The 20,326-nt window shown below is 72.2% G+C and carries 2 protein-coding genes; both read left to right on the plus strand.

Annotated elements, in window-relative coordinates; translation table 11 throughout:
• Positions 1 to 440: 440 nt before the first annotated feature.
• Positions 441 to 1,805 carry a serine hydrolase domain-containing protein gene (locus N8J89_RS11460; protein ID WP_283664316.1) on the plus strand — a complete coding sequence of 455 codons (1,365 nt, stop codon included), beginning with the start codon at positions 441 to 443 and terminating at the stop codon, positions 1,803 to 1,805.
• 95 nt (positions 1,806 to 1,900) lie between these two features.
• Positions 1,901 to 20,323, plus strand: a complete 18,423-nt coding sequence (locus tag N8J89_RS11465; protein ID WP_283664317.1) for a non-ribosomal peptide synthetase — start codon at positions 1,901 to 1,903, stop codon at positions 20,321 to 20,323.
• The last annotated feature ends 3 nt before the right edge of the window (positions 20,324 to 20,326 follow it).

A 20,326-nucleotide genomic window follows, 5' to 3' on the forward strand; every position in this document is an offset into this window, starting at 1 on the left:
GAAATGCCCAGGTCAATCGCAACGCAGGTCGTTGAGTCCTGTTGTTTCAGTGTGGATCGAAGTCAGCGCGTTAACCGGTAACCGTGCCGCAATCGTCACAGTCACGAGCTCTTACCTAGAGAGGTACAAGATCGGGCGAGACGACCGTCACTCTGGGTGGTTCTGACTTCGGAGAGTTACCGCTGTGTCCCCGAAAAAGGGACCTAAACGCACCCGCTTGGCTCAATCTTGTTTCATTCAATTGTGCTTCTCGGCCCAATTTATTTACTGATAGTTGGCCTATGTGTGCGGCGTCTCTTGTGGCCTGGCGGTCGCTAGTCCGTCTGGCGGTATTGACCAGGGGGTGTCGTGTTGCATTCTTGCCCCCGTTCTGCGTTTGATCTGCCTTCGGGAGTCGCGGCCCGGATGAGTCATGTCACCGATGAGGGGTCTGTCGTTCCATGTCGTCATACCGCGACGCCTGCGTGGCACAAGTCACCATTGAGGCCGAGTGGCTGTCCCGCACCCTGTCCACCCTGGTCCGCAAGCACCAGGTCCCCGGCGCTCAGCTCGCCGTGCACGTCAACGGGGAAACTCGCACGGCCCAGGCCGGCGAACTGCGCTACGGTGGGGGACAGCCGGTAAATCCGGCCACCGCCTTCCCGATCGGCTCGGTCACCAAGGCATTCACCGCCACGCTGGCGATGCTGCTGGTGGCCGACGATGATCTCGAGCTCGACGCCGAGGTCACCGAACATCTGCCCGAACTGGGCGCTCCACTGACCTTGCGTCAGCTGCTCAGCCACACCAGCGGACTGGCCTCCGGCCCGGACTCGGCCGTCGCTGCCACGATGTCCCTGCGCCGCTATGTCTCCGAGCACTGCCGCACCCCCGAACTGGTGCTGCCGGCGGGTGCCGGGTTCTCCTACTCCAACCTCGGTTATGCCGTCGTCGGACGGCTCATCGAAGAGGTCACCGGCATGAGCTGGTGGGAGGCGATCGAGTCGATCCTGCTCCGCCCATTGGGCGTCAAGCCGTCGTTCGTGGTCGCGCCCAACCCGCTGACCTCGGCGAACGTCGCCAGTGGGCACGCGGTCAACACCTCGCGCGGGCGCACCAGGCCGGTGGTGCAGTCACTCGCGCTGGGTGAGGCGCCGGCCGGCGCGCTCGCCATCAGCGCCGCGGACCTGCTCCGTTTCGGTCTGCTGCAACTGGATCCGGAGACCACCGGACTGCCCGAACTGCTGCCCGCCGAGCTGGCCGCGGAGATGCGCCGCATCCAGCCGGGGGCCGACCCGATCGGCCTGGCCGACGGCTGGGGCCTCGGCTTCGGCGTCTGGCGCGAGGGCGTGCGGGAGTGGGTGGGCCATGACGGCAACGCCGACGGCACCGACGCGCACCTGCGGGTCAACGCCGACACCGGCCAGGTGATCGCCTTCACCAGCAACGGCAACACCGGCATCGGCCTGTGGGCGGAACTGGTGGCGGAGCTGGCCGGGGCGGGCATCGAGGTGGGCAGCTACCGGCTGGAGGTGCCGGGACAGCGGGCCACCGTGCCGCCGGAGATCTTCGGCAGCTACCGCAACGGCGACACCGAGTACACCGTCACCCCGGCCGAGGACGCCACGCTGCGACTGGCCATCGACGGCGAGATCGTCGCCAGGCTCACCCCGCATGAAGGGCTCATGTTCGCCCAGCAGGACTGGGAATCGGGACAACTCGTGCACCCCGGTCGTTTTCTTCGCGACCCGGTGACCGGAGTCCTCGATCGAATTCAGGTTTCCGGCCGACTGGCCCGGCGTGAGGTCGGTAGCGGCCGCTGTTAGCGGCGGGATCCGGCCCGCTTCACCGCACTTCCGCCCAGCCCCAGCATACGCCGTCTGCTGGCGTGGTTTTGCCGCGCCTGAAAGGTCTTGAGTTCATGTCCGCACGCGAGGTGTCCCTGCCCGCTCACGCCCTGCCGTCGTCACTCACCGCGACTGAGCCGACCGGTGTGGCGTGCGCGGTCAGGCAGGTGACCCTGCCCCAGCTCGTCGAGGCCCAGGCCGCCCGCACCCCGCAGGCGCCCGCGCTGATCGACGACGAGGGCGCGGTGTCCTTCGCCGAGCTGGAGCACCGGGCGAACCGGTTGGCCCATCGGCTGATCGGGCTCGGGGTGGGGCCGGAGCGGATCGTGGCACTGCTGCTGCCCCGTTCGGTGGACATCGTGGTGGCGCAGCTGGCGGTGCTCAAGGCAGGCGGCGCCTACCTGCCGGTGGACCCGGCCTACCCGGCCGAGCGGATCCGGCTGATGCTGGCCGACGCCGCACCCGCGCTGGTCATCGACGAGGACTTCCTGGCCGCGACCCCGGAGGGCCTGCCGGGCACCGCGCCGACCGACGCGGACCGCCGGTGCCCGTTGGCCTTCGACCATCCGGCCTACGTCATCTACACCTCCGGCTCCACCGGCAGGCCCAAGGGCGTGGTGGTCACGCACGCCGGACTGGCCGGCTTCTCCGCCGCCGAGATCGAGCACTACCAGGTCAATCCGGGTGACCGGGTGCTCCAGTTCTCCTCGCCCAGCTTCGACGCCTCGGTGCTGGAGCTGTGCATGTCGCTGCCCGCCGGGGCGACGCTGGTGGTGCCGCCGCCCGGCCCGCTGCTCGGCGACCACCTGGCCGAGGTGCTCGCCGAGCGTCGGATCACGCACGCGCTGATCCCGCCGGTGGCGCTGGCCACGGTGCCGGAAGGCGTTGCGCTGCCGGACTTCCGCACCGTGATCGTGGGTGGCGACGCCTGCACCGCCGAGCTGGTCAACCGGTGGGCGCCCGGCCGCCGCATGATCAACTCCTATGGTCCGACCGAGTCCACCGTGGTCGCCACCTGGAGCGATCCGCTGACCCCCGGCGGCATCCCACCGATCGGCCGCCCGATCCGGAACACCCGCGTCTACGTGCTGGACGAGTCGCTCAACCCGGTTCCGGCCGGGGCCGACGGTGAGCTGTACCTCGCGGGCATCGGGCTGGCGCGGGGCTACCTGAACCGGCCCGGCCTGACCGCGGACCGCTTCCCGCCCAACCCGTTTGGCGCACCCGGCGAGCGGATGTACCGCACCGGGGACCTGGTGCGCTGGACCGACGCCGGTGAGCTGGAGTTCCGCGGCCGCGCCGACGACCAGGTCAAGATCCGCGGCTTCCGGATCGAGCCGGGCGAGATCGAGAGCCTGCTCCGGCAGCAGCCCACGGTGGCCGAGGCCGTGGTGGTGGCCCGCGAGGACCAGGGCCTCAAGCGGCTGATCGGCTACGTCGTCCCGGCCAAGGGACAGGAGCCGGACCCGGCGCACCTGCGCACCGTGCTGGCCGAGACGCTGCCCGCGCACATGGTCCCGGCCGTGCTGCTGGTGCTGGCCACGCTGCCGTTGAGTCCCAACGGGAAGCTCGACCGCACCGCGCTGCCCGCGCCGACCGGGCTGCTGCCCGGCGGGGAGTCCGCGATCCCGCCGCGCACCGGGACCGAGCGGGTGCTGGCCGGGATCTGGGCCGAGGTGCTCGGCCTGCCCGAGATCGGGGTCACCGACGACTTCTTCGCCCTCGGCGGCGACTCGGTGCTGGCCTTCCGCGCGCTGGCCCGGATCAGGGCCGCCTTCGACGTCGAGCTGTCCCCCCGGCTGCTGTTCGAGACCAGCTCCATCCGCGAGCTGGCCGCCGCGCTGCCCGAGCCGTCCACTGTGGACACCGTGGCGATCCCGGCCGCGCCGGTGGACCGGCCGCTGCCGCTGTCCTCGGCGCAGCACCGGATGTGGGTGCTGGACAACCTGACCGGTGGCACCGAGTACAACACCGGGGTCGGCCTGCGCCTGACCGGCCCGCTGGACGCCGACGCGCTGCGCCGCGCCCTGGACGCCCTGGCCGCCCGGCACGAGTCGCTGCGCACCACCTTCACCGAGTCCGCCGGCGTGCCCGAGCAGGTCGTGGCGGCCACCGCCGTCATCCCGCTGGCCACCGCCGAGGCCGATCCGGCCACCCTGGACGAGGTGCTGGCCGGGGAGCTGGACCGGCCATTCGACCTGCGCCGCGGCCCGCTCACCCGCGCCCTGCTGGTCCGGCTGGCCGCCGACGACCAGGTGTTGTTGCTGTGCCAGCACCACATCGTCACCGACGGCGCCTCGGTGGCGCTGCTGGTGGAGGAGCTCGCCGAGCTGTACGCGGCCGCCACCGAGCACCGGGAGCCGCGGCTGCCCGAACTGCCAGTGCGCTACGCCGACTACGCCGCCTGGCAGCAGGACCGGCTCAGCAGCCCGGAACTGGCCGGACAGCTGGCCTACTGGCGGGAACGGCTGGCCGGGGTGGAGCCGTTGCAGCTGCCCACCGACCGCCCGCGCCCGCCGGTGCGCACCAACCCCGGCGCGGTGCACCGCCACCTGCTGCCGGCCACCCTGGTCGACAAGCTCACCTCGGCCGGCCGCGAGCGCGGCGCCACGCTGTTCATGCTGCTCACCGCCGCGGTGCAGGTGCTCTTCGCCCGCTACAGCAACCGCTCCGACATCGCGGTCGGCACCGCCACCTCCGGCCGCAACCGCGCCGAGCTGGAACGCCTGGCCGGGTTCCTGGTCAACACCGTGGTGCTGCGGTCCACTGTGGACAGCAAGCTGCCGTTCGTCGAGTTCCTGGCCCAGGTGCGGGAGACCGTGCTGGCCGGGTTCGCGCACGAGGACGCCCCGTTCGACCGCCTGGTCGAGGAGCTGCGCCTGGACCGGGACGCCAGCCGCACCCCGCTGGTGCAGGCCCTTGTGGTGCTGCAGAACGCGATCGTGCGGCCCCGCGCCATCGGTGAGCTGCGCCTGGCCGAGCAGGACCTGCCGCGCCCGCGCTCCCGGTTCGACCTGGTGTGCGAGTTCTGGCCGCGCGCCGACGGGCTGACCGTGGCGGTGGAGTACAACACCGACCTGTTCGACGGCAGCACCATCGCCCGGCTCACCGAGCACCTGGAAGTGCTGCTCAACGGCATCCTGGCCATCCCGGAGGCCCCGCTCGGCGAGCTGCCGCTGCTCACCGGTGCCGAACGGCAGCAGGTGCTGCGCGGCTGGAACGACACCGCGCTGGCGGTTGGGCCCGCGCTGTACCCGGAGCTGTTCGCCCGCCAGGCCGCGCGCACCCCGGCGGCGGTCGCGGTCACCCACGTCGGCCGCGAGCTGACCTACGCAGAACTGAACCGGCGCGCGAACCGGTTGGCCCGCTGGCTGATCGGCCAGGGCGCCGGCGCAGAGAGGTTCGTCGGCATCGCCATGCCGCGCACCGAGCAGACCATCGTCGCGCTGCTGGCCATCCTGAAGTCCGGTGCGGCCTACCTGCCGATCGACCCGGCCTACCCGGCCGACCGGATCGAGTTCATGCTCGCCGACGCCGACCCGATCCTGGTGCTCACCGCCGAGGAGCTGGACCGGATCGCGGACGAGCTGACCGCACTGTCCGATGTGGACATCACCGACGCGGACCGCCTGCTGCCGCTGGACCCGGCGCACGCCGCCTACAGCATCTACACCTCCGGCTCCACCGGCCGCCCCAAGGGCGTGGTGATCGCGCACGAGAGCCTGGCCGACCTGACCGCCTGGGCCGCCCGCGACTTCGGCCCGGCCGCGCTGTCCTCGGTGGTCGCCTCCACCTCGCTCAACTTCGACGTCTCGGTGTTCGAGATCTTCTGCCCGCTGGTGCTGGGCGGTTGCGTCGAGGTGGTCGCGAACGTGCTGGCACTGGGGGAGGAGCGGGCCGAACCGTGGCGGGCCAGCCTGGTCAGCGCGGTGCCCTCGGCGCTGGCCCAGGTGCTGGCGCAGGGCGCGGTGACCGTCTCCGCCGAGCACGTGGTGCTGGCCGGTGAGGGCCTGTCCGCGCACGCCACCAGGGAGATCCAGGCCGCACTGCCGGGCGGGCGGATCGCCAACATCTACGGCCCGACCGAGGCCACCGTCTACGCCACCGCCTGGTACTCCGACGGCAGCGAGCAGCAGTCCACGCCGCCGATCGGCAAGCCGGTCAGCAACATCCAGACCTACGTGCTCGACGGGAACCTGCGGCCCGTGCCGATCGGCGTGCCCGGCGAGCTGTACCTGGCCGGGCGCGGCCTGGCGCGCGGCTACCTGCACCGGCCCGGCCTGAGCGCCGACCGGTTCATCGCCAACCCCTACGGCGCGCCCGGCGAACGCATGTACCGCACCGGGGACGTGGTGCGCTGGAACGCCGATGGCGACATCGAGTACCTGGGCCGCGCGGATGACCAGGTCAAGATCCGCGGCTTCCGGATCGAGCTCGGCGAGGTGGAGGCCGCGCTGCTGCGGCACCCGGCGGTCACCGAGGCGGTCGCGGTGGCCCGCACCGACGGCGGGCACCAGCGCCTGGTCGGCTACGTGGTGGCCGAGACCGCGGTGGGCTCCGCCGAGCTGCGCGCCTTCGTCGGCAGTGGGCTGCCCGAGTACATGGTGCCGGCCGCGGTGCTCCAGCTCGACCTGCTCCCGTTGAACCCCAACGGAAAGCTGGACCGCCGCGCGCTGCCCGCGCCGGACTGGGCCGCGGTCGCCGGTGGCGAGTACGTGGCCCCCGGCAACGCCACCGAGCGGGTGCTCGCCGACATCTGGGCCGAGGTGCTCGGCCTGGACCGGATCGGCGTGACCGACAACTTCTTCGCCCACGGCGGCGACTCGATCCTGAGCATCCAGGTGGTGGCCAAGGCCCGCGCCGCCGGACTCCAGCTCACCTCGCGCGACCTGTTCCTGCACCAGACGATCGCGGCACTGGCCCCGCAGGTCACCGCGGTGGCCACCCGCCGGATCGCGCAGGGTCCGGTCACCGGCGAGGTGCCGCTGACCCCGATCCAGCACTGGCTGTTCGAGATCCAGCCCGAGCGGCCGGAGCACTTCGCCCAGCACCTCACCCTGGCCCTCGCCGACGGCATCGACGACCGGGCTCTGCAGGCGGCCCTGTCCGCGCTGGTCGAACAGCACGACGCGCTCCGCATGCGCTACCGGCGCACCGGATCCGGCTGGCAGCAGCACAACGCGCCGGTCGGGGACACCGCGGTCGCCGGCGGGCCGCTCACCCTGGACGGGGACTCCCTGCTGCGCGCGGAGATCCGCGACCTGCCGGACGGCCGGCGCGGGCTGTTCCTGGCCGTGCACCACCTGGTGGTCGACGGCGTGTCCTGGCGCGTCCTGCTGGAGGACCTGGCCGCTGGTTACGAGCAGGCCGCCCGCGGCGACCGGATCCGGCTGGAGGCGAAGACCACCTCGTTCCGGGACTGGGCGATCCGCCTCACCGAGCACACCGCCGCCGGTGGCTTCGACGCCGATGCCGAGTACTGGTCCGCGATCGACGGGCAGACCGACCTCCCGGTCGAGCGCACCGGCCCGAACACCGTGGCCAGCACCGAGGTGGTGACCGTGCGGCTGGACGAGGCGCGGACCCGCGCGCTGCTCCAGGACGTGCCGCCGGTCTACCGCACCCAGGTCAACGACGTGCTGCTCAGCGCGCTCAGCCGGGTGCTCACCCGGTGGACCGGGCAGGACCGGGTGCTCATCGACCTGGAGGGCCACGGCCGCGAGGAGCTGTTCGCGGACCTGGACATCTCCCGCACGGTCGGCTGGTTCACCACCATGTTCCCGGTCGCACTGTCCACTCCGGACACCGGGTGGGCGGCCACGCTCAAAGCGGTCAAGGAACAGCTGCGGGCGCTGCCGCACCGCGGCCTGTCCTACGGCGCGCTGCACCGGCTCACCGACCGGCTCGCCGCTCCGCCGAGCCCGCAGATCAGCTTCAACTACCTCGGCGCCTTCGACGCGCCGGCCACCGCGCTGTTCGACGGGCTGCACAGCGAGCTGGCCCTGGACGCCGATCCGGCCGCCGCCCGCCCGCACCTGCTGGACGTGGTCGGCCGGGTGGACCGCAAGTCCCTGGAGTTCAGCTGGTTCTACTCCACCGACCGGCACACCGAGGCCACCGTCCGCCGCCTGGCCGAGGAGCTGCTCGCCGCGCTCGGCGAGATCATCGACCACTGCGCCCGGCCCGGGGCCGGTGGCCGCACGCCGTCCGACTTCCCGCTCGCCCGTCTGGATCAGTCCACTGTGGACCTGCTGGCCGGTGACGGCCGGGACGTGGAGGACATCTACCCGCTCACCCCGACCCAGGCCGGCATGGTGTTCCACCGCCTGGCCCAGGGCGACACCGGCGTCTACTTCCAGCAGCTCACCTTCCGCCTCGACGGCATCCCCGATCCGCGACGGCTGGCCGAGGCTTGGCAGCAGGTCAGCGACCGGCTGCCGGTGCTGCGCAGCCACATCGTCTGGCAGGGCGTGCCCGAACCGGTGCAGGTGGTGCGCGCCCAGGTCCGCGTGCCGGTCCGGCACCTGGACTGGCGTGAGCTGACCGAAAAGCAGCGCCAGGCCGAGCTGGACGCGCTGCTCGCCGAGGACCGGGCCACCGGCATCGCGCTGGACGAGCCGCCGCTGCAACGGACCGCGCTGGCCAGGACCAGCGACACCGAGCTGCGAGTGGTGTGGACCTTCCACCACGTGCTGCTCGACGGCTGGAGCGTCTTCCAGGTCCTCAACGACGTCTTCGCCGCGCACGCCGGTCAGCCGCTGCCGACCCGCCGCCCCTTCGGTGACTACCTGCGCTGGATCGACCGCCAGGACCCCAGGGAAGCCCTGGCGCACTGGCGGTCCGCGCTGGCCGGGGTCAGCGAGCCTACCGCGCTGCCCTACGACCGGCAGCCCGCGGGCGGCGGGCACCAGGAGTCCACCGCCACCGTGCTCCGCTCGCTGGACGCGGATACCACCGGCGCGCTGCGCACCCTCGCCCAGCGGCACGGCCTCACGCTGAACACCCTGGTCCAGGGCGCCTGGGCGCTGCTGCTGGCCCGGCACAGCGGCCAGGACGACGTGCTCTTCGGCACCACCGTCTCCGGCCGTCCCGCTGACCTGGCCGGGGTCGAGGACATCACCGGCATCTTCATCAACACCCTGCCCACCAGGATTCAGATCCACAGTGGACAGTCGTTGACCGAGTGGCTGCGCGGGATCCAGGACACCCAGTCCGCGGCCCGCCGCCACGACTACCTGCCGCTGCCCCGGCTGCGCGCCTGCACCGACCTGCCCGAGCGGTCGAACCTGTTCGACAGCATCGTGGTCTTCGAGAACTACCCCTTCGACGACGACGCGGCCGCCGCGCACGGCCTCGGCCTGCGCGAGCTGCGCGGGGTGGAGACCACCAACTACCCGCTCACCCTGGTCGCCTATCCGCACCAGGAGCTGGCGGTCAGCCTGGGCTACGACCCGGCGCACTTCGACGCCACCACCGCGGACCGGCTGGCCGAGCACCTGCTCACCCTGCTGGCCGGATTCCCGGCGCACGTGGACGATCCGGTGGCCGCGCTGCCGATGCTCACCGAGGCCGAGCGGCAGCGGGTGCTGTTCGAGTGGAACGACACCGCGACCGAACTGCCCACCGGCAGTGTGCCGGAAGCCTTTGCCGCACAGGTCGAGCGCACCCCGCTGGCCACCGCGGTGGTCACCGACGACGGTTGCCTCAGCTACGCCGAACTGGACGAGCGCGCCGCCGCGCTGGCCCGGCACCTGGTCTCGCTCGGTGTTGGCGTGGAGCAGCCGGTCGGCCTGCTGATGGCCCGCTCGGCCGCCGTGGTGGTGGCCGAACTGGCCATCCTCAAGGCGGGCGGGGCCTACGTGCCCCTGGACGTGCGCGCCCCCGCGGCCCGCCTGCGCCGCCTGCTCACCGAGACCGGCGTGTCCGTGCTGCTCACCGACCAGGCCTGGGCCGCCACCGCCGAGGAAGTCCACAGTGGACACATTCTGCGCGCCGACCGGCCACACCCGGAGTCCAGCGCGGCGCTGCCCAATGTGCGGCCGGACAACCTGGCCTACATCATGCACACCTCCGGCTCCACCGGAATCCCCAAGGGCGTCGCGGTGTGCCACCGGGACGTCCTCGCCCTGGCCACGCACCGCCGCTTCCACCACGGCGGGCACCAACGGGTGCTCATGCACTCCCCGCTGGCCTTCGACGCCTCCACGTACGAGCTGTGGACCCCGCTGCTCAGCGGCGGCAGCACCGTGCTGGCCCCCGATGGCGACGTGGACGCGCTGGTCCTCCGCCGCATGATCACCGACCACGGCATCACCGGCCTCTGGCTGACCGCGGGCCTGTTCCGCCTGGTGGCGCAGGAGGATCCAGGCTGCTTCAGCGGCGCCCGCGAGGTGTGGACCGGCGGCGAGGTGGTGCTCGCCGAGTCGGTGCGCCGGGTACTGGCCGCCTGCCCCGGACTGTGCGTTGTGGACGGCTACGGCCCCACCGAGACCACCACCTTCGCCACCCACCACGACCTGCCAGCGGCCGACGCGGTGCCGGAGCTGCTGCCGATCGGCCGCGCCCTGGACAACATGCGGGTCTACGTGCTCGACCGCACGCTGCGCCCGGTGCCCGCCGGTGTTCCCGGTGAGCTGCACATCGCCGGCGCCGGGGTGGCCCGCGGCTACTTCGGGCGTCCCGGCCTGACCGCGGCCTGTTTTGTGGCCGACCCGTTCGGCGCGCCCGGCGAGCGGATGTACCGCACCGGCGACACCGTGCGCTGGAACCGCGACGGCGAGATCGAGTTCCTGGGCCGCACCGATGACCAGGTGAAGATCCGCGGCTTCCGGATCGAGCTGAGCGAGGTGGACAACGCCCTGCTGCGGCACGAGCACCTCGGCCAGGTGGTCTCCGCGGTGCTGCTGGACGAGTCCCGCCGCAAGCGCCTGGTCGCCTACCTGGTGCCGGTGGAGAACCATCCGGTGCCCGGCGCGGCCGAGCTGCGCGAGTTCCTGGCCAAGTCGGTGCCGGACTACCTGGTGCCCTCGGTGTTCGTGCCGCTGACCGCGCTTCCGTTGAACGCCAACGGCAAGGTCGACCGCAAGGCGCTGCCCACGCCGGACTGGGGCCTGGTCGCCGCCGCCGGTTACGTGGCCCCGCGCACCGAGACCGAGCGGGCGCTGACCGAGATCTTCGCCGCCGTGCTCGGCCTGCCCAGGGTCGGCGTGGAGGACAACTTCTTCGAGCTGGGCGGCGACTCGATCGTCAGCATCCAGGTCGTCTCCCGCGCCCGGCAGGCCGGCATCGGCCTGATGCCACGGGACCTGTTCCGCACGCCCACGGTCGCCGGACTGGCCGCCACCGCCACCGAGACCACCCAGCCGGTCATCGAACAGGGCCCGGTCACCGGGGACGCCCCGCTCACCCCGATCCAGCACTGGTTCTTCGCCACCCAGACCGCGGATCCGGCGCACTTCAACCAGTCCGTGCTGCTCGAGCTGACCGAGCGCCCCGACCCGGAGCTGCTCGACCAGGCGCTGTGCGCGCTGGTGCGCCAGCACGACGCGTTCCGCCTGCGCTTCACCGGCGGCAGGCAGCAGCACGCCGAGGCCCCGGCCACCCTGCTCCAGCTCGGCGGCGCGGCGGACCACACGGGGTTCGACCTCGAACACGGGCCGCTGCTCAAGGCCGTGCTGCTGGCGAACAACCAGCTGTTCCTGGCCGTGCACCACCTGCTGGTCGACGGCGTGTCCTGGCGCATCCTGCTGGAGGACCTGGACACCGCCTACCGCCAGCTGCGCGCGGGCAACCCGGTCCGGCTCGCGGCCAAGACCACCTCCTTCCGCGACTTCGCCCGGAAGCTGACCGCACTGGCCGAGCAGGGCGAGTTCGACGCGGAACTGCCCTACTGGACCGGCATCACCGCCGACCCGGCCATCCCGGTCGACGGCACCGGCGAGAACACCGTGGCCAGTGGGCGGAACCTGACCGTCGAGCTGGACGAGGAGACCACCCGCGCGCTGCTCCAGGACGTGCCGCCGGTCTACCGCACCCAGGTCAACGACGTGCTGCTCACCGCGCTCGGCCGGGTGCTGGGGGAGTGGACCGGCCGGGACCGGGTGCTGCTCGACCTGGAGGGGCACGGCCGGGAGGACCTCGGCGGCGACATCGACCTGTCCCGCACGGTCGGCTGGTTCACCACCATGTTCCCGATCGCCCTGCCCGGCCACCGCGGCCTGGGCTGGGGCGAGGCACTGAAGGCGGTCAAGGAACAGCTGCGCGCGATCCCGCGCCGCGGCCTCGGCTACGGCGTGCTGCGCCACCTCACCGACCGCCTGCCCGCATCGCCCGCGCCGCTGGTCAGCTTCAACTACCTCGGCCAGTTCGACCGTCCACAAGAGACGGACGGGCTGATCGCCGGACTGCCCGGGGGCCTCGGCGGCGAGGCCGGTCCGGCCAACCAGCGCCCGCACCTGCTCGACGTCATCGGCAGCGTCGAGTCCCGGCGGCTGACCTTCACCTTCGCCTACGCCGAGGGCTGCCACACCGAGACCACGGTCCGCCACCTCGCCGAGCGGTTCGCCACCGCGCTGCGCGAGCTGGTCGCGCACTGCGCCGAGCCCGGCGCGGGTGGCCGCACGCCGTCGGACTTCCCGCTGGCCCGCATCTCCCAGTCCGAAGTGGACACCCTGGCCGGTGACGGCAGCGAGGTCGCCGACATCTACCCGCTGACCCCGATGCAGGCCGGCATGGTGTTCCACAGCCTGGTGGGCGAGGCGAGCACCGCCTACTTCAACCAGGTGCAGCTGCGGCTCACCGGCGTCACCGACCCGGCCGCCTTCGCCACCGCCTGGCAGCAGACCGTGGACCACAACCCGGTGCTGCGCAGCCGGATCGTCTGGGAGGGCGTCACCGAACCCCTCCAGGTCGTGCCCAGCGCCGTCGCGGTGCCCACCCGCCTGCTGGACTGGACCGGACGGGCCGACACCGAGGTCGCACTGCGCGAGCTGCTCGACGAGGACCGCGCCCAGGGCTTCGACCTGGCCACCGCGCCACTGCTGCGCATCACGGTGATCACCCTGTCGGCCAACGAGGTCCTGCTCGTCTGGACCTTCCACCACGTGCTGCTGGACGGCTGGAGCGCCGCGCAGGCATTCGGCGAGGTGTGCGCCCGCTACGCTGCGCTCACCGGCGGCCCGGCCCTGGAACCGGTGTCCCGCAGGCCCTTCCGCGACTACCTCGACTGGCTCGCCCGGCAGGACGCCGACCAGGCCGCCGAGTACTGGCGGCAGGCGCTCGACGGCTTCAGCACTCCTACGCCGTTGCCGTTCGACCGGCAGTCCCGGGAGGCGCACCGCGCCGCGTCTTCCGGGACCGTCCGGGCCCAGCTGACCAGCGCGGACACCGCGCGGCTGCGCGAGGTGGCCCAGCACGGCGGACTCACCCTCAACACCGTGTTCCAGGGGGCCTGGGGCCTGCTGCTGTCCCGGTACAGCGGTGAGTCCGAGGTCGTCTTCGGCACCACCGTCTCCGGCCGCCCGGCCGAGCTGACCGGGGTGGAGTCGATGGTGGGCCTGTTCATCAACACCATCCCCACCAGGGTCGACGTCCACAGTGGACAGGCGCTGCTGCCCTGGTTGCGCGAGCTGCAGTCGGCGCAGGCGGAGTCCCGGCGGTTCGACTTCGTCTCGCTGGCCCAGCTGCAGGGCTGGCTGAACCTGCCCGGCGGCACCGGCCTGTTCGACAGCATCGTGGTGTTCGAGAACTACCCGTTCGACCCGGCCGCGATCGCCGCCACCGGCCTGACCATGGCCGAGTCCCGCGACGAGGAGCCCACCAACTACCCGCTCAGCGTGGTCGTCTCACCCGGCGAGCAGCTCTCCTTCGCCCTGGACTACGACCCCGAGCTGTTCGACGCGGACACCGTGCAGGCCATGGCCGACCGCCTGGCCCTGCTGCTCACCGGCATCGCCCGCGACCCGGAGCGCACCCCGGCCCAGCTGCCGGTGCTCACCGAGGCCGAACGCCACCGCGTCCTGGAAACCTGGAACGCCACCGCCACCGAACTGCCTGCCGGGTCACTCGGCGAGCTGTTCACCGCCCAGGCCGCCCGCACCCCGCAGGCTGTCGCACTGGCCTTCGACGGCGGCCACCTCACCTACGCCGACCTGGAAGCCAGGGCGAACCGCCTGGCCCGCCGCCTGCTCGACCTCGGCCTGCGCCCCGACCAGCCGGTCGGCCTGCTCGCCGAGCGTTCCCCGGACCTGGTCGTGGCCGAACTGGCCATCGTGAAGGCAGGCGGCGCCTACGTCCCGCTCGACCTGCGCGCCCCCGCCGACCGCCTCCGCCTGGTGCTCGCCGAGTCCCGTGCCGAAATCCTGCTCGCCGACCGGCACTGGGCGAGCACCGCCACCAAGGTCCACAATGGACACATGGCCCGCATCGACCAGCCACTGGACGGCCCGGCCGGGCCCCCCGCGGTCGCGGTCGACGGCGACAACCTCGCCTACGTCATGTACACCTCGGGTTCCACCGGCACCCCCAAGGGCGTCGCGGTCCGGCACCGGGACGTGCTCGCCCTGGCCCACGACCGCTGCTTCCGCGGCGGCGCGCACGAGCGGGTGCTGCTGCACTCGCCCACCGCCTTCGACGCCGCCACCTACGAGCTGTGGGTGCCGCTGCTCAACGGCGACCGCGTGATCGTCGCCCCCGCCGGCGACCTGGACCTGGACACCCTGCGCCGCCTGGTCACCGAGCACGGCATCACCGGCCTCTGGCTCACCGCGGGCCTGTTCCGCCTGCTCGCCCAGGACGCCCCCGACTGCCTGCACGGCGTCCGCGAGGTCTGGACCGGCGGCGACGTGGTCCCGGCCGGCGCGGTCCGCCGGGTGCTGGCCGCCTGCCCGGGACTGTCCGTTGTGGACGGATATGGCCCCACCGAGACCACCACCTTCGCCACCCACCACCGCATTCCGGCGGGTAGCGAGGTCCCGGCCCAGATCCCGATCGGTCGCCCGCAGGACAACATGCGGGCCTACGTGCTCGACGCGGACCTGAACCCGGTCCCGCCCGGCATCGCCGGTGAGCTGCACCTGGCAGGCGAGGGTCTGGCCCGCGGCTACCTCAACCGCCCCGCCCTGACCGCCGACCGCTTCCTGGCGGACCCGTTCGGTCCGGCGGGCACGCGGATGTACCGCACCGGCGACGTGGTGCGCTGGAGGGCCGACGGCGTGCTGGAGTTCGTGGGCCGGGCCGACGAGCAGGTCAAGATCCGCGGCTTCCGCATCGAGCTGGGTGAGATCGAAGCACTGCTGACCACTCAACCGGGCGTCGCCGAAGCCGTGGTCCTGGCCCGCACCGACCAGGGCGTCAAACGCCTGGTCGCCTACCTGGTAGGAACTGGTCTGGACCCCGTCAAGATCAAGGGCACCCTGGCCGCCCAGCTCCCCGACTACATGGTCCCGGCCGCCTTCCTCCTGCTCGACCACCTCCCCCTGAGCCGCAACGGCAAACTCGACCGCAGGGCCTTGCCCGCCCCCGACTTCGCCGCCCTGGCCGAGACCGGCTACATCGCCCCCCGCACCGAAACCGAGCAGACCCTCGCCCAGGTCTGGGCCGAAGTCCTCGGCCTGCCCAGAGTCGGCGCCCAGGACAACTTCTTCGCCCTGGGCGGCGACTCGATCCTGAGCATCCAGGTCACCTCCCGCGCCCGCCAAGCAGGCCTGGGCCTGATGCCGAGAGACCTGTTCCGCGCCCAGACGGTCGCCGAGCTGGCGGTGCTGGTCGCCGAGGCCGAACCGGACACCGCGGAACAGGGCGAGGTCGTCGGCGAGGTGCCGCTCACCCCGATCCAGCACTGGTTCTTCGCCGGAGCGCCGGAACCGGGGCACTTCAACCAGGCGATGACACTGGAACTGGACCCGGCGGTGGACGAGGCGGCGCTGCGAGTGGCGCTGGCCGAGCTGATCCGGCACCACGACGCGCTCCGGTTGAGCTTCACCCGGGAGGCAGACGGCTGGCGGCAGCACAACAACTCGGTCGCGGCAGCCAACGCGACCCTGGCGCTCGACGCCCCGGCACCCGACGGCCAGGCAGCCACGCCCGCCGCGACCCGCGCCGCGACCGGTTCGACTGCCGCCGAGGCTCCGGCCGCTGCCAACCTCGCCGCCGCGACTGCCGCCCCGGCCGGGACGGCTGCGACTGTGGCCTCCGCCGCGACCGCTGAGACTGCCGCCCCCGCCGCGACGGCTACGGCGGCTGCGACTGCCACCTCCGCTGGGACGGCCGCGACGGCCGCGACTGCCGCCCCCGCCGAGATGGCTGCGACCGCCACCCCCGCCCCGACCCCCGCGACCCCCGCCACCCAGCCTGAGTGGTTGACCACTCACTCCCTCGGTGCCTTCGACCTCAGCAGCCCGGCCCCCCTGCTCCGCGCCCACCGCGCCGGCACCCAACTGCACCTCTGCGTCCACCACCTCGCCATCGACGGCGTCTCCTGGCGCATCCTGCTCGAGGACCTCGAAACCGCCTACCGCCAAGCCGTCACCGGTCAGACCGTCCACATCGGACGCAAGACCACCGCCTTCCGCGACTGGTCCCACCGCCTTGCCGAGCACGCCCGCGCCGGTGGTTTCGACCACGAGCTCGAGCACTGGACCAGCGCGAACCTCGAGACGAATATTCCGACAGACGCCACCGGCGCCAACACCACCGCCTCCACTGCCTCCGTCACCGTCGAGCTCGACGAGGCCGACACCCGCGCCCTGCTCCAGGACGTGCCGCCGGTCTACCGCACCCAGGTCAACGACGTCCTGCTGAGCGCGCTCGGGCGGGTGTTCGCGGAGTGGACCGGGCGGGACCGGCTGCTGATCGACCTGGAGGGGCACGGCCGCGAGGACCTGTTCGCCGGGGTGGACCTCTCCCGCACGGTCGGCTGGTTCACCACCATGTTCCCGGTCGCACTGTCCACGCCGGACTGTGAGTGGTCGACCACTCTCAAGTCGGTGAAGGAACAGCTGCGGGCGATTCCCGGGCGTGGGCTCGGGTATGGGGCGCTGCGGTGGCTCACCGATCGGCTGCCCGCTGCCGCGCCCGCGCCGGTCAGCTTCAACTACCTCGGCCAGTTCGAGTCCGGCACCGGTGGCGGGCTGGTCCGGGGCAGCAGCGGGATCCAGTCCGACGTCAGCCTTGGCGGCGAGCGGGACCGGGTGTTCGACATCGTTGGGGCGGTGGCGGAGAAACGGCTCCAGCTCACCTGGTTCTACTCCGCCAACCTGCACACCGAGGCCACCGTCAGCAGCCTCGCCGACCGGCTGCGCGCGGCCCTGCGCGAGATCATCGCGCACTGCGCCCAGCCCGGCGCCGGTGGCCGCACGCCCTCGGACTTCCCGCTGGCCGGGCTTGAGCAGTCCACAGTGGACAGACTGGCCGACGGCGAGGTGGAGGACATCTACCCGCTGACCCCGATGCAGGCCGGCATGGTCTTCCACGGGCTGTCCCAGCAGGAGCAGGGCGTCTACTTCGAGCAGGCCAAGTTCGTGCTCGACGGCGTCACCGACCCGCACCGCCTGGCCGCTGCCTGGCAGCAGGTGGTGGACCGGACCCCGGTGCTGCGCAGCCGGATCGTCTGGTCCGGCGTGCCAACCCCGCTCCAGGTCGTGCAGGCCAAGGTGACGGTGCCGGTCACCCACCTGGACTGGACCGGACTGTCCGAAAAGGACCGCAAGGCCGCGCTGGCCGAGCTGCTGGAGCAGGACCGCGCCACCGGGCTCGACCTGACCGAGGCGCCGCTGCTGCGGGTCACCCTGGCCAAGCTTTCCGACAGCTCGGTGCAGGTGGTGTGGACCTTCCACCACGTGCTGCTGGACGGCTGGAGCGTCTTCCAGGTGCTCTCCGACGTCTTCGCCGCGCACGCCGGGCACGCACTGCCCAGCCGCCGTCCGTTCGCCGAGTACCTGCGCTGGCTCGACGCCCAGGACCACACCCAGGCCGAGCGGTACTGGCGGGAGGTGCTCGCCGGGTTCGACACCCCGACCCCGCTGCCGCTGGACCAGCCAAGGCCCGCCGGTCACAACACCCGCTCCTCCACCTGGACCGGCTTCGCGCTCCAGGAGACCGAGGCCAGCAGGCTGTACGAGTTCGCCAAGCGGTACCGGCTGACCCTCAACGCGGTCGTGCAGGGCGCCTGGGCGCTGCTGCTCTCGCGGTACAGCGGGCAGCGCGATGTCTGTTTCGGCGCAACGGTTTCCGGTCGTCCGGCGGATCTGTCCGGCGGCGAGGACATCACCGGCATCTTCATCAACACCCTGCCGGTCCGGCTCACCGTCGACCCGGCCGCCGACCCGGTCGGCTGGCTGCAGGAGCTCCAGGCGGCGCAGGCCGAGTCGCGGCGGTTCGACTTCGTGGCCCTGTCCCAGCTCCAGTCCTGGAGCCAGGTCGAGGGTGGCACCGAGCTGTTCGACAGCATCGTGGTCTTCGAGAACTACCCGATCAACGACGAGGTGGCCGCCGCCAACGGCCTCGGCGTCCGCGAGCTGGAAGCCATCGAGACCACCAACTACCCGATCAGCCTGGTCGTCTCGCCCGGCAAGCAGTTCCACCTGGAGTTCGGCTACGATCCGGACCTGTTCGAGCCGGGCACCATCGCGCGGATGGCCGGGCACCTCACCGAGGTGCTGCGCGCTCTCGCCGCGGACAACGCGGAACCGTTGGCCCGCTTGGACATCCTCGGCGCCGCCGAACGCGAGCAGCTGTCCGCCTGGAACAACACCGCGCAGGACACCGCGCCGACGGTGTTCCCGGAGCTGTTCCAGGCCCAGGTCGAGCGGACCCCGGACGCGGCCGCGCTGATCGTCGGTGACGGTGAGATCACCTTCGCCGGGCTGGAACAGCGGGCGAACCGGTTGGCGCACCGGCTGATCGGGCTCGGTGTCGGCCCGGAGACCATCGTCGCGCTGCGGCTGCCGCGCTCGGCAGAGATCGTGGTCGCCCAGCTCGCGGTGCTCAAGGCCGGTGGCGCCTACCTGCCGGTCGACCCGAACTACCCGCCGGAGCGCATCGAGTTCATGCTCGCCGACGCCAAGCCGGTGCTGGTGATCGACCAGGAGTTCCTGGCCGAGCAGGGCACCAGCGCGCACGCCCCGACCGACGCGGACCGGATCGCGCCGCTGCGCCCGGAACACCCCGCCTACGTCATCTACACCTCCGGCTCCACCGGCAAGCCCAAGGGCGTGGTGGTCACCCATGCCGGACTGGCCAGCTTCTCCGCCGCCGAGATCGAGCACTACCAAGTGGATCAGGGTGATCGGGTGCTCCAGTTCTCCTCGCCCAGCTTCGACGCCTCGGTGCTGGAGCTGTGCATGTCGCTGCCCGCCGGTGCCGCGCTGGTGGTGCCGCCGGAGGGCTCACTGCTCGGCGAGCACCTGGCGCAGGTGCTGGACGAGCACCGGGTCACGCACGCGCTGATCCCGCCGGTGGCGCTGGCCACCATCCCGGAAGGCGTTGCGCTGCCGGACTTCCGCACCGTCATCGTCGGTGGCGACGCCTGCACCGCGGAGCTGGTCGACCGGTGGGCGCCCGGCCGCCGTATGATCAACTCTTATGGTCCGACCGAGTCCACTGTGGTCACCACGTGGAGCGATCCGCTGGTCCCAGGCGGAAATCCGCCGATCGGCCGGCCGATCCGCAACACCCGGGTGCACCTGCTCGACGCCGACCTCAACCCCGTCCCGGTCGGCGTGCCCGGTGAGCTGTACGTCGCCGGCGCGGGCCTGGCCCGTGGCTACCTGAACCGGCCCGGCCTGACCGCGGACCGCTTCCCGCCCAACCCGTTCGGCGCACCCGGCGAGCGGATGTACCGCACCGGCGACCTGGCCCGCTGGCGCGCGGACGGGCAGCTGGAGTTCCTCGGCCGGGCCGACCAGCAGGTCAAGATCCGTGGCTTCCGGATCGAGCCGGGCGAGATCGAAACCCTGCTGCGCCAACAGGAAGGCGTCACCGAGGCGGTGGTCATCGCCAGGACGGACGACGGGGCCAAGCGCCTGGTCGCCTACCTGGTGGGGGAGATCCCCAGCGTGCCCGAGCTGCGGGCCACGCTGGCCGGGCGGCTGCCCGACTACATGGTGCCCGCCGCCTTCGTCACCCTGGACGCGCTGCCGTTGACGCCCAACGGAAAGCTCGACCGCCGCGCGCTGCCCGCGCCGACCGCCGGGTTGGTCGGGCAGACCGGCTACGTCGCGCCGGAGACCGAGACCGAGCAGGTGCTCGCCGAGATCTGGGCCGAGGTGCTCGGCCTGGACCGGGTCGGCATCGAGGACAGCTTCTTCGACCTCGGCGGCGACTCCGTGCGCAGCCTCCAGATCACCGCCAGGACCAAGGAAGCCTTCGACCTCGCCCTCACGCCCAAGGACGTGCTGACCGCCCGCACGGTCGCCGGACTGGCTGAGCTGGTGGAGGAGAAGGTCCTCGCCGAACTCGAACGCCTCGCCTTCGGTGACGGCACCGACAGCGAACTCTGAAGG

It is taken from the genome of Crossiella sp. CA-258035 (genome assembly GCF_030064675.1).
Taxonomy (GTDB): domain Bacteria; phylum Actinomycetota; class Actinomycetes; order Mycobacteriales; family Pseudonocardiaceae; genus Crossiella.

Coding starts and splice junctions, on each gene's coding strand:
- N8J89_RS11460 (WP_283664316.1), top strand. CDS start 441: ATGTCGTCATACCGCGACGCCTGCGTGGCACAAGTCACCATTGAGGCC.
- N8J89_RS11465 (WP_283664317.1), top strand. CDS start 1,901: ATGTCCGCACGCGAGGTGTCCCTGCCCGCTCACGCCCTGCCGTCGTCA.